The 12817-nt window shown below is 65.1% G+C and carries 8 protein-coding genes; 3 read left to right on the top strand and 5 right to left on the bottom strand.

The annotated features are described in order from the left end of the window. The first annotated feature begins 40 nt into the window (after positions 1 to 40). Complete coding sequence (locus QA645_RS04565; protein ID WP_283048477.1) at positions 41 to 1291, top strand: MFS transporter; 1251 nt, start codon at positions 41 to 43, stop codon at positions 1289 to 1291. Positions 1292 to 1303: 12 nt separating this feature from the next. Here QA645_RS04565 and QA645_RS04570 read toward each other — a convergent pair whose 3' ends face one another. Further along, positions 1304 to 1927: an HAD family phosphatase gene (locus tag QA645_RS04570; protein ID WP_283048480.1), complete on the bottom strand. Its 624-nt coding sequence runs from the start codon at positions 1925 to 1927 to the stop codon at positions 1304 to 1306. Positions 1928 to 2016: 89 nt separating this feature from the next. Next, complete coding sequence (locus QA645_RS04575) at positions 2017 to 3120, bottom strand: helix-turn-helix domain-containing protein (RefSeq protein ID WP_254195822.1); 1104 nt, start codon at positions 3118 to 3120, stop codon at positions 2017 to 2019. Positions 3121 to 3514: 394 nt separating this feature from the next. Here QA645_RS04575 and QA645_RS04580 point away from each other — a divergent pair, with 394 nt between their 5' ends. Continuing rightward, positions 3515 to 7051, top strand: a complete 3537-nt coding sequence (locus QA645_RS04580) for an autotransporter domain-containing protein (RefSeq protein ID WP_283048482.1) — start codon at positions 3515 to 3517, stop codon at positions 7049 to 7051. 189 nt (positions 7052 to 7240) lie between these two features. On the opposite strand, the gene QA645_RS04585 is transcribed toward QA645_RS04580, so the two are convergent. From QA645_RS04585 to QA645_RS04595, 3 genes are all read right to left on the bottom strand, one after another. After that, positions 7241 to 9142 (bottom strand): diguanylate cyclase, encoded by a 1902-nt coding sequence (locus tag QA645_RS04585; protein WP_283048483.1) that lies wholly within the window; start codon positions 9140 to 9142, stop codon positions 7241 to 7243. 180 nt (positions 9143 to 9322) lie between these two features. Next, a complete protein-coding gene (locus tag QA645_RS04590; RefSeq protein WP_254134686.1) occupies positions 9323 to 9544 on the bottom strand; it encodes a dodecin in 222 nt (73 codons plus the stop codon). A gap of 108 nt (positions 9545 to 9652) precedes the next feature. Further along, positions 9653 to 10897, bottom strand: coding sequence for a glycosyltransferase family 87 protein (locus QA645_RS04595; protein WP_283048485.1), 1245 nt, complete (start codon positions 10895 to 10897; stop codon positions 9653 to 9655). Between the two features lie 280 nt (positions 10898 to 11177). On the opposite strand from QA645_RS04595, the gene QA645_RS04600 reads away from it, so the two are divergent. After that, positions 11178 to 12806, top strand: coding sequence for a hypothetical protein (locus QA645_RS04600; RefSeq protein WP_283048487.1), 1629 nt, complete (start codon positions 11178 to 11180; stop codon positions 12804 to 12806). Positions 12807 to 12817 lie beyond the last annotated feature (11 nt).

The following is a 12817-nucleotide window of genomic DNA, read 5'->3' on the forward strand; positions in this document are numbered from 1 at the left end:
AGGCCTTGATCCCAACGGACTGGCTGGCGTAGGGGGACGCATGAGCCAGCTACAGGATGTGACTCTCGGCGCGGTCGATACGGACCGTGCGACGGACCGCGATGCGGCAGCGCGCCGGGCGCTGTGGGGATCAGCGCTCGGCTACGCCATGGATGGGTTCGACCTCCTCATCCTCGGCTTCATGCTGACGGCGATTTCGAAAGACCTTCATCTTACCCAGCCGCAGGCGGCCTCGCTGGTCACGGGGACCCTGGTCGGCGCGGTCGTCGGCGGCCTGGTCTTCGGCATGCTGTCGGACCGGCTTGGCCGCGTGCGGGTTCTGACCTGGAGTATCGTCCTGTTCGCGGTCTTCACCGGCCTGTGTGCGCTGGCGCAGGGCTATTTGGACCTGCTGGCCTACCGGGCCATTGCCGGCATCGGCCTCGGTGGCGAATTCGGCATCGGCATGGCGCTGGTGGCCGAGACCTGGCCCGCGAGCAAGCGCGCCCGGGCCACGTCCTATGTCGGGCTCGGCTGGCAGTTCGGCGTGCTCGCGGCGGCGCTGGTGACGCCGGTGCTGTTGCCGATCATTGGCTGGCGCGGGATGTTTGCGCTCGGCGTGTTTCCGGCAGTGGTTGCTTACGTGATCCGGCGCAAGCTGCACGAGCCGGACGTCTTCATCGCGCACAAGGCGAAGGCGACGAAGACCGGTTCGTCACTTCGCGCGCTCGTGGCTGATGCGGAGACGACCCGGATCGGCATCGGAATGATCATTCTCTGCTCGGTGCAGAATTTCGGCTATTACGGCATCATGATCTGGCTGCCGAACTATCTCTCGACGCGGTTCGGCTATGGCCTGACCCAATCGGCGCTCTGGACGGCCGTCACCGTCGCCGGCATGGCGCTCGGCATCTTCCTGTTCGGTCATGCGGCCGATCGTTTCGGCCGCCGTGCGGCGTTTCTGACCTACATGCTGGGCGCAGCCGTCATGGTGGTGGTCTATTCGCAGCTGACGACCGCCGGTGCGCTGCTGGTCGGCGGCGCCGTGATGGGCTTCTTCGTCAACGGTATGCTCGGCGGCTACGGCGCGCTGATGAGCGAGCTTTATCCGACCGCGGCGCGCGCGACGGCACAAAACGTGTTCTTCAACATCGGTCGGGCGGTGGCCGGCTTCGGACCTCTGGTCGTCGGCATCGTCAGTGCCGCGTACGGCTTCCCGACCGCAATCGCGGGTCTTGCGCTGCTCTATCTCATCGACATCGTGGCGCTGCTCACGCTGATCCCGGAGCGGCGCGGGGTCGATCTCGCCTGACGTCGCATGCGTTCACCGTTCGCGAAGCAGGCCATAGCCTGAAAGGGCCTGCCTGAACGTCTCCAGCGATGTGTGATGATGGGCCAGGAGGCCAGCCTCGCGCGCGCCGGCAACATTCGCCGCCAGATCGTCGACGAACAGGACGGTTTCCGGCTTCACCTTGAGCTCCGACAGACACAGACGGTAGCACTGCGGGTCGGGCTTCGCCGTCTTGAACTCGGCCGATGTGTAGATTTTGGAGCCGAACAGCGGCCGCAATTCCGGCAGCAACGTATCGATGTGATCGGCGACCAGCGTGGTATTGTTGGTCAGGATCGCAATATCGACGGTTCGGCGGAGCTGCCCGACAATCTCCAGCATCGCGCGATCGGCCCGCATCGAACAGCGTCGCGCCTCCACCCATTCGTCGAGCGACAGCGGATAGCCGATCCGTTCGCCGAAGCCCCGCAGATAATCGACGGCATCGAGCGCGCCGGAGTCTCCGAGCAGTTCGAAGCCGCTGTCCCAGATCGCCTGGTGAACGAATTCGTCGGTCGATCCGGCAAGCTTCGCCAGGCGCGCGACGCGCTTTCCCCTGTCGTAGTCGCAGAGGACGTTGTCCATATCGAACAGGACGAGCTTGATGTCACCAGGCACGGCCGCACTCTCGGATGGCCGAACATTCGGCCGTGACCGGAGTCATATCCGGTCGAAGCGCAGGCGACAAACCCGGACGTTGGCGTCGCTCACGGCCGCGATGTCCGACGCCGGGCCAGTTGGTGAAGCACCGTGTCGATGGCCGGAACGGCTCCGGTTTCGCGCAGCCATTGGTCCGCCTGCTCCCTGAGCTCGCCCGGCGTCAGTCCGAATTTTCGGCGGAACGCCCGTATGAACGTCGAGTCGCTGCTGAAGCGCATCCCGATGGCGAGGTCGATCAGCCGCCCGTCCTGTGCGGACGGCGAGATCAGTTGCCGGAAGGCCAGATTGAGCCGCTGCTCCCTGATGTAATGTGCCAGCCCGCCATCGGCCTCGAACAGCCGGTAGAGGGTTGCCCGCGAGATCTGGAAATGGCGGCAAAGCTCCGCGGTGGAGAGTGCGTCGGTATCGAGACCATGCGCGATGTGGCGTTTGATCATCGCGAGATACAGATGCCGCTCGGCCCGTTCGACGCCGGCGACGATGTCGGCCGTACCGCCGGCGGCCGCGGCCATGAGATCGGCGATTGCCTCGACCGTGGTCTCGGCATTGCCGGCCTCGGGTTCGGGGGGCAGTTCAAGCGCCGCAAAATGGTTGGCGAGCAGGCGCGCATGCGGGTGATCTGACGGCAGCAAGATGGCCGTCGCGGAATCCGGATGTGCGAGCCGCGGCGCGAGCATGGCACGCTGCAGGATGATCGCAATCACATGGGTGCGGTCGGCGCCGCCGCGAAACACCGTTCGGTTCGGCTGCGCCATGTCGAGCAGGCAGATGTCGCCCGGCCCCAACGTCACCCCGCGCGGACCCGAGCTAAACCGCATCTCGCCTTTGACGCAGAGCGTAATCTGGAAATGGTCCATCGCGCCGCGGGCGACGTGTGCGGGCGTCCGATCGTATTCCAGATCGGTCGAACGCGTATCGACCAGCAACGCATTGCGGGTCATCATCGTCAAGCTGGTGACATGGAAATCGTCATCCGCCGTGAGCGGAATCACGTCGCAGATGTCGGCCGTCATCGCGCGCAATTGTGCAAGCGCAAATGCCCCGCGCCCCGGGGTGTCCGCCAGCATATTCTCGTTCAAGGCCGTGCCGTCCCCATCATCGCGCGATGAGGCAGAACCGCATGGGACCCGAATTTCGCGGATCGGCAGCACAGCAACATCATTTCATTATGTAAACATCCTGAATTCGGCGCGCAAGCAACGACAAGCACAGTCGCCGATCGGTGTCGGCGGACGCCACGTGGAAACAGCATCGCTGTGCCATCTATGCATCAGTGCATGTCGAAATCAGCGGCTGAGACGCCGGGCACATCGCGGAAATCGCCGGTCTGCTACGAGCCGATGAAATCCCAACCTTGCCGCGCGGTCGCTTGCGGCCGGTTCGCGTCCGAGGCCCTTCATGACAACGAGATTCCGTCTCCCGCTTTGCCTATTGATTGGGCGGACGATCTCGCCGTATGCCGTTGGCCGGCCCGTGGCGCTTGTCGGCCTTGCAGTTTGGGCGATGGCGCTTGGCCTGCCCCAGGCGGGGCGTGCGGCGACGCTGATGGTGACTTCCACAGCCGACAGCGGCGCCGGCAGCTTGCGCGCCGCCATCATCAGCGCCGCGAGTGGCGACACGATCCAATTCCAGGTCGGTGGCACGATCACGCTCCAGAGCGAACTGCCGGTCATCACCAAGAACATCGCCATCGACGGCAACGGCAACAACCCGACCATCAGCGGCGCCGGCACCTATCGCCCGTTCTTCATCGGCGATGCTGGCACCACCGGCTCGACCTATTCCGTAACCCTGAAAAATCTGGCCATCGCCAATGCCGCGGCGCAGGGCGGCAATGGTGTCGACGGCGGCGGTGGAGGGGCCGGGCTCGGCGGTGCGGTGTTCGTTTCGAGCAACGGCGCCCTGACGCTGAGTAACGTCAGTCTCGCCAGCAACCGTGCCAATGGCGGTGACGGGGGCGCGTTCGTCAATAATCTGAGTGGCGGCGGTGGTGGTATGGGCGGAAACGGAGGAAGCGCCCCATTCAGCGTGGGAAATGGTGGCGGTGGACTCGCGGTCGGCAGCAACAGTCTCTCCGGTTCTGGTACAGCAGGGACGAATGGCGGCGGGGCCAATGGTGGTGCGGGCAGCGGCCTCGCAACGGGTGCGGCCACCGGCGGTGCCGGGGGATTTGGTGGTGGCGGCGGCGGTGCTGGCGGCGTCCCCGGGACCACTGCGACAGGTGGTCAGGGTGGTTTCGGTGGCGGCGGCGGTGGTGCCCATGCGCACTCGTCCGCAATCGCCGGCAATGGAGGTTATGGTGGAGGCGGCGGCGCGGCGAGCGCGGCAGGCGGTCGGCCCGCCACCGGCGGCAGTGGCGGTTTTGGCGGCGGAGCCGGCGGCGGATACAACGGCGGGAGCACGGTCGTGGGAGCAACTGGCTTCGGTGGCGGCGCGGCGCACGCGAATTCGGGGGCTCCGGTCGACGGCGGTGGTGGTGGCCTCGGCGCCGGCGGCGCCGTCTATGTGCAGACGGGCGGTACGGTTACCGTCAATGGCGCGTTGGATGTCAGCGGAAACAGCGTCGCAGGCGGAAGCGGTGGCGGCACCGGCGCCGCTGCGGGCAGTGCCCTCGGCTCCAGCATCTTTTTCCAGGGGACGAGCGGCACCACCAGCACTCTCGGCTTTGGTGCGGGCAACCAGTCGATCGCCGACGGTATTGCCGACTATATGGGCTCCGGCGGCGCCAATCCCGGCGGGGGGACCAACGCGGCCGACCAGGGCGGCAACGTCGCGATCGCCAAGAGCAATGGGGGCACGCTGACGCTCTCGGGTGCCAATAGCTATAGCGGTGGCACCACCATCGACGAGGGATCGACGCTCGTCGTCGGCAATGACCAGGCGCTCGGCTCCGGTAAGTTGACACTCAATGGCGGCACCACGGGCGTGACGGTCAACTTCAACGGCAGCTTCACCATCGCCAACGACATCGCCGCGACCGGCGATCCCATCTACAACGTTATCACCGGCGGCACGGTCAACCTGACGGGCGTGTTGTCCGGCTCCGGCGACGTCGTCGTCAACGCAGCGAACGGCTATGCCGGCACGCTGATCCTCTCCGGCGTCAACACCTATACTGGTCCAACCACCGTGGACGCCGGCACTCTGCAAGCCGGCTCGACCAGCGCCTTCGGCAATAACTCCGCGGTCACGGTCGCAAGCGGTGCGCTGCTCGATCTCGCCGGTTTCTCCAACGCGATCGGCTCGCTCGCCGGTGCCGGCACCGTCACCAACAGCGGCGGCGCGGCCACGCTGACGGCGGGCGGCGATACCACCTCAACGGTCTTTTCCGGAACGATCCAGGACGGCGCGGGATCGATTGCATTGACCAAGGCCGTCACCGGCCTCTTGCTGCTCTCCGGCAGCAATACTTACACTGGCGCGACCATCGTCAGCGGCGGAACGTTGCAGGTCGACGGATCGATTGCATCATCCAGCCTGACCACCGTCCAATCGGGAGCGGCACTCAGCGGCAGCGGCACGGTCGGATCTACCGTTATCGAGAACGGAGCCATCTTCGCACCGGGCAACGGCAACGCGGGGACGGCGATGACTGTGAGCGGCAATCTCGCCTTCCACTCCGGCGCGGTCTATCTGGTTCAGGTCACTCCTTCGGCGGCCTCGTTCGCGGCTGTCACCGGCACGGCGACGCTCGGCGGTGCGACCGTAGATGCCGTTTTCGCAAGCGGCAGTTACATCTCCAGGCGCTACACAATCCTGACCGCGAGTGGCGGGGTCAACGGCACGTTTGGCTCGCTGGTTACAGCCGGCCTGCCGGGCAACATCAGAAGCGTGGGTCTGAGCTATGATACCAACGACGTCTATCTCGATCTGGCCCTGAACTTTGCCATTCCGTCCGGCCTCAACGGCAACCAGCAGCGCGTCGGCAACGCGCTGACGAATTTCTTCAACGCCAATGGCGGGATCGCCGCGGTCTACGGTACGCTGACGCCGGCCGGCCTGACGCAAGCTTCCGGCGAACCCGGAACCGGCTCACAGCAGACCAGCTTCAACGCCATGAGCCAGTTCGTGGGCTTGCTGACCGATCCGATTTCGCAACGGGATGGCGGACCGGGGTCGGCGAGCGGCGCGGCCGGTTTTACCGAGGAGGATCAGGCCAGTGCCTATGCCGCGCGCAAGCGCACCGATGCATTTGCCATGGTCACGAAGGCGCCGTCTCAGGCATTCGCACCGCGCTGGAGTGTATGGGCCGCGGGCTTTGGTGGCTCGCAATCCACGATGGGCAATGCGGCGACCGGTTCGAACGACTCGACCAGCCACGTGTTTGGGACCGCCGCCGGGGCCGATTACCGGTTCTCGGCAGATACGCTCGCCGGCTTTGCGCTGGCCGGCGGCGGGACCAATTTCAGCGTCGCAAACGGTCTCGGCTCGGGCCGCTCCGACCTGTTTCAGGTCGGCGCCTATCTGCGTCACACCAATGGTCCGGCCTACATCTCTGCTGCGCTCGCTTATGGCTGGCAGAACATCACCACCGATCGCACGGTGACCATCGCCGGCGCCGATCGCCTGCGGGCCGCGTTCGACGCCAACGCGTATTCCGGTCGCCTCGAAGGCGGCTATCGCTTCGTTGCGCCCTGGATGGGGGGCATCGGCCTCACGCCCTATGCTGCTGCGCAGTTCACGACGTTCGATCTGCCGGCCTATGCCGAGCAGGTCGTCTCCGGTTCGTCTGCCTTTGCGCTGAGCTATGCCGCGAGGAGCGTGACTGACACGCGCAGCGAGCTTGGCCTGCGCAGCGACAAATCCTTCGCAGTCCAGAACGGTGTTCTGACGCTGCGCGGCCGCGCCGCCTGGGCGCATGATTTCAATCCGGATCGTTCGATCGCCGCCACTTTCCAGGCGTTGCCGGGCGCAAGCTTGGTCGTCAACGGTGCCGCACAGGCGCGCGACTCGGCGCTCACCTCCGCATCGCTCGAGATGAAATGGCTGAACGGCTGGTCGGCAGCAGCGACCTTCGAAGGCGAATTCTCGAATGTCACGCGCAGCTATGCGGGGAAGGGCAGCGTGCGCTACGCTTGGTGAGCGGTCAGTTTCCTCCGGCGCTCTGCATCGGCCAGGCACGACCTGACCCGACATCTCCAGCCGGTCGCCGCCGTGGCGCTGTAGAGCGAGCGGTCGGCGGCACCACCGCTTTGCAATCCGTCGCGGTCTGGGACTGAAGCTCCGTCGGCAAGGGTGGCATGTGTTGCGCCTGAGGAGCAACCGATCCCGTCACGCGCTCTTCGCGGGCCAGGGGACAACCTGTCCCGACATCACCAGCCGGTCACGGCCGCTGTCCTTGGCGGCGTAGAGTGCGCGGTCGGCGGCAGCGACCAGCGTGCTTGAGTCCGTGGCCTGGGATGGCAGGCTCGTCGCGGCGCCGACGCTGACAGTCACCAGGCGGGAAGGTGGATTTTGCGCGTGCAGCATGGCGAGATCGCGCAGCGCCTGGCGAATCCCTTCGCCGACCTCGGCGCAGCCCTCCGGACCGGTGTTCGGCAACAGCACGGCGAACTCCTCGCCGCCGTAGCGCGCCGCGAGGTCGGCAGGACGCCTGGCGGTGGTGGATAGAATCCGGCCCAGCGCGCGCAGGCATCCGTCGCCTGCCAGATGTCCGTAATGGTCGTTGAACTTCTTGAAATGGTCGACGTCGATCAGCAGGAGCGAGAGCTGCGTGCCGTCGCGCCGGCTACGCGCCCACTCCTCGGCGAGGCGTTCGTCGAATGCGCGCCGGTTGGCGAGGCCGGTGAGAGCGTCGGTGGTCGCAAGCGAGGCGAGCTTGTCCTGAAGGTCCTTCTGCTCAGTGATGTCGCGCATGACAGCGACGACGCCGTCGATCTCGCCACTGTCCGACCCCAGGGTCACGTGCAGCGCCGCTTCGGCCCAGATCTCGCCCTTGTCGCGGTGACGCTGGCGATAGACGAACCGCGCCTCCTCGGCTTCGCCGTTTTTCAGCGCGGCAATGACCTGCTCGACCCGTTCCATGTCATCGGGATGAATGCCGGAGAGGGCCGATGTATCCAGCAGTTCCTCGGCCGACCAGCCCGTGATGCGCACGCATGAGGGAGAAACGTAGAGCAGCCGGTTATCGAGTCCGATCCGGGTCACCATGTCGCTGGATTGCTCGGCCAGCAGGCGGAAATTGGCTTCCTTGGCGACCAGGACCTGCGCCATGCGCTGCCGTTGCAACAACTGACGGACCAGATAGAAGCCGATCACGGCGATCAGCAGCACAAGACCGAGGACGAAGATCATGCGCGCGGCCGCGGCGTGGCGCCAGGGAGCCAGCACGTCGTCCTGCGATTTGCTCGCCAGCACCATCAGTGGATAGTGGCTGCTGCGCTGGTAATAGCTCAGCCGCTGCACGCCATCGAGCGGCGACGTGAAGTAATAGACCGCCGCGGCGGGACGGCTTTCCCAGTCCCTGAACAAGGGTGAATTGGAGAGATCCCGTCCGACGAAAGTTTCGCTCTCGTCATGGGTCCGCGCCAGCATGATGCCGGTGTTGTTGAGCAGCGATGCTGAGCCATTCGGCCCGAAGTCGAATCGCTCGTAGAATTTTGCGAAATAGGCGACGTCGATCGTGAGCAGGGCGACGCCGGCAAAGCTACCGTCGGGATGGTCGATCCGGCGCGACGCCGTGATGATCCACTGGCCGCCGGCGCGGCTCCTGATGGGGCGCCCGATCAGCGTGCCCTTGTCCGGGGAGGCGCGATGCTGCTGGAAATATTCGCGATCGCTGTTGTTGAGCCCGGAGAAGTCGATGTGCTCGGTCGTCGCCAGCCAGCGGCCGGTCTCGTCATAGACGAAAATGCCGCGGATGCGGTCCGATGATTTGCGGGTCGGCAGATAGGTCTGGAGCTTCGAGATTGTGTCCGGGCCCAGTCCGTCGAGCTCGAGCCGATGGACCAGCCCGACCAGGATCGTATCGGCGAGCTCGAACGTGTCGTCCGCGTGCTGGACCAGCGAATGCGCCAGATTGGCAACGTCGATCTCGGCGCTTCTGAGCTCCGCGTTGCGCGTTTCCCATTCGCGCCAGACGCTCAAGCCCAGGATCGTCACGCAGATCAGGGCAACGAACCCCGCCGCCCAGAGCGGAAGGTGCGTTTTGCCGAGTTCGCGGCTCGGGGCCATCGGGTCTGCTCCAATTCGGCGCAAACCTCTCACTTTGGTCTTAACGGCTTGTTGCAAGAACCGTGATGATTGCGCGGGGCCGTGGTCAATCGGCGGGGATAGTCGGCGTTTTAATCAACGCTCGTCGGTGGATGTTAACCACGCTGCCGCGGCGGGACGGTCTGCCTCGCGTTCATCGCATCACCCGTCGAGGGTAAACCCGACTCGCAGCGTCACCTGGTAGTGACGCACGGCGCCGTTCTCGATGTGGCCGCGCGTCTGTACCACCTCGAACCATTTCATCTCGCGCACGGTCTTGGACGCGCGGCTGATCGCGTTCTTGATCGCGTCCTCGATCGAGCTCTCGGACGATCCGACCAGTTCCAGGATCTTGTAGACATGATCCTTCTCGGCTGCGGGCATGGCGGGCCTCCCTAGCTTGCGCTGCACCACGATCTCCGCGTGGCGTTCATCTGAACGGGCAGCCTGCCCTTCCGGTTCCATGGTCCGCCATGGCCCCGCGGATGCGGGCTATTCGAGCGCGCCTGCCGGTGCGCCGAGTTCGGCAGCGGTAACCGGCGGCGCATCGCGCCACATTATCCGCAGCAGCATCGCCAGCAGGACCATCAGTGCGGCACCGGCGATCGCCGGCTTGAAGTGCTCGTCGAAGCTGGAGGCGAGGTTCGTCGATTGCAGCAAGCCGTAGGCGCCGGCCAGCATGATGAGAGCGTACATCACGCTGCGCTCGCGCGGGTTCGCCACTTTGGGGAGATATGGAAGGACCAGTGCCAGACCAATCCCGGCGATGGGCAGGTCGTAATCATAGGCGTACGGGCTGATCATCACGGAGACCAGCGCGGCGACGCCGAGCGTGAACGAAGGGGGCATCCGGCGAGCGATGCCAAGTGCGACGGCACTGAGCGCAAGGCCGGCTATGGCGATCTGGCCCCAGAACGCGCCACTTGCCGGGACGCCGAAATTGTACAGCGCGGCGTAGCTGGAGATCATGCGGAACAGGGGGTACGAGCCCTGCTCCAGAAAGCTCGCCGACTCCCTGATCGCACCGAGCCAGGCGAGCCAGATCTGCGGCCCGAAGGCCAGCGTGCACGCAAGCGAGCTCACGAGCACGAGCGCGGCTGCGACGGCGATCGTCGCCCATTGCCGCGTCGCCAGCAGATAGAGGCTGATGGCGACGGCGAGATGCGGCTTGATGACCATGGCGCCGAGCGCGAGGCCCGCGAGCACCTGGCGCCTCTCGGCATGGACGCAGATGAGCCCGATCAGCGCACCCGTGAGTAATCCATTTTGCCCGCAGCCGATCGTGATCGCGATCGCCGGAAACAGGATGACGAGGACCTGGGCAAAGTATTCTCCGGCGAGCTTGCGCAGTGTCATCAAGTAAGCCGCGAGCGTCGTGCCGGTGAACAAGGCGTAGGCGGCCCAGGTCGGAAGGAAGGCGAGCGGGGCGAGCAGCAGGTCGAACTGGGGCGGGTACGTCCAGGGCATGAAGCCGCTCGCGCCGCCCGACAGGCTCGCCTGCATCTTCATGAACAATGAGAACTGGTAGGTCAGGTCGAGATCGCCGAGCCAGATCCGCTGTGCGACGAGATGAAACGCCGCGAAATCGGGCACCTGCTGGTCGTGCCAGAAACCCCACCGGACAAACCAGTAGATCTTGAGCACGAGGATTGCCGCCAGTGCCGCGACGACGACGCGCACATAGAGCGTGCGTTTCGACGGCGACGATCGAACAGACTCCAGCGTTTCGGCAAGCATGGGGATGAAGCGACTTGGCCCGAATATGATGGTGGATCGAAGACCGCGACGTGCCACGGAACCTTGCGGCTGAGCTTGCCGGCTCTGGCTTAACGGACGGTAACGGACCGTTCACGGTTCCCCGGATTCGTGGCGAGCGGGGAACCAAGGCCCCCGGGCGCGCATCGTCGTTAACGAAATGCTGACGCAACGGGTCGGCTGCGGCCCGGCGGAAATGCGGGATTAAACTCTTGATCGTATCGAATGCGATGGGCTGGGCGTGGCCCGCGGGGAGAGCTTTGTGACCATTGCCGTGAACCATTGCGATGGCCTGGACCGGTCAGCTCGGCAGTCGTCTGCGGCTTCCGGCGCGGGGCGGTGGACCCGTCCTTCGACCGTCGCCGTGCTGCTTTGGTCGGCGCTGTTTGCGGCGGAGCTCGCCGCGATGGTGGCGCTGTGCGACTTCGGGCTCATCTTCGCTCTGGACGACGCCTACATCCATCTCGCGGTTGCCGACCAAATCCTCTCCGGCGGATATGGCGTCAACGCCGGCGAATTTTCATCGCCAAGCTCCTCGATCATCTGGCCTTATATTCTCGCGCTGACCGAGGCCATCCATCTCGGCCCGTTCGGCCCGCTGCTGATCAACGCTGCCGCCGCCTGTGCGACAGTGTTTGCGCTTCTGCGTGCGCTGGAGGCGAACGGGTTGTTCGACGACGCCAATGATCGCCCGTTCGGCTATCTGATCGCATTGCTCCTGATCTTTAACGTTAGCGCAATCGCGCTGCCGATGACCGGCATGGAGCACAGCGCTCACGTGTGGGCCTCCGTCGTGACCTTTCTCGGTCTCGCCGCGGCGGCGCGCGGATTCGCGCCGACGCCGCTCCACTTCATCGCGCTGGTGCTGCTTCCCCTGATCCGCTTCGAAGGTATTGCCCTTGCCTGTGCGGCCATTGCCGGCTTCGCGCTGCTCGGCCACCGGCGCTTTGCCGGCGGCGCCGCGCTCGCCGTCATCGTCAGCTTGTCCGGCTATTTTGCATTGATGGCCTCGCGCGGCCTGCCGCTGCTGCCGAGTTCGGTGCTGCTGAAGGGCTATCTCGCAAATCTCGATGGCGAATCCACGAGCAATCTGCCTGCCGTCGTCAAGAACATGCTGCGGAGCATCAGCAGCTCCTATGGCCTGCGGCTCATCATGCTGGGTCTTGCGCTTGCCGGTTGCGCCTCCTGGTTGCGTGCCGATCGCAAGGCGGTGATCGTCTGTCTGACCGTTCTCGCTGCCATCGGTGCTCATCTGGTGTTTGGCCAATATGGCTGGTTCAACCGCTATGAAGTCTACATCATGGCGCTTGCGGTGGCCGCGTTGCTTTGGAGCGTCGCGCAGGTCTGGCCGCGTCTGCCAGCGTTGCAATGGTCGCTCACGAAGATCGCGCTGGTGCTCGGGCTCGGCATTGCAGCGATGCCCTACGTGACGACTGCGCTGGTCACGCCGATCGCCGCCAGCGATATCTACGAGCAGCAACACCAGCTGGCTCGCTTCGCCAAATCGTTCTATCGGCATCCGGTCGCGGTCAACGATCTTGGCATGGTCGCCTACCGCAATCCCAACTACACGCTGGATCTCTGGGGCCTTGGCTCGGAACAGGTGCGGAAGGCAAGGACCGCGGGGCAGTATGGACCCGCGGAAATGGCAGCTCTCGCGAGCGATCACGGCGTCGGCCTGGTGATGATCTACGACGCCTGGTTTCCAAAAGGTGTGCCATCGACCTGGACAAAGGTGGCCGTGTTGCGAACCACGACCGTGATCCTGTCGCAACGAGACGTTGCCTTCTACCGCACGCCGTTGGCAGACGCGGCAGAGGTGACTTCAGCGCTCGAGGCATTCAAGGCGACTATTCCGCCGCGGGACAGGCTCGACATCATCGCGCCGTAACTCGGCATCGC

The organism is Bradyrhizobium sp. CIAT3101, from assembly GCF_029714945.1.
Lineage (GTDB): Bacteria > Pseudomonadota > Alphaproteobacteria > Rhizobiales > Xanthobacteraceae > Bradyrhizobium.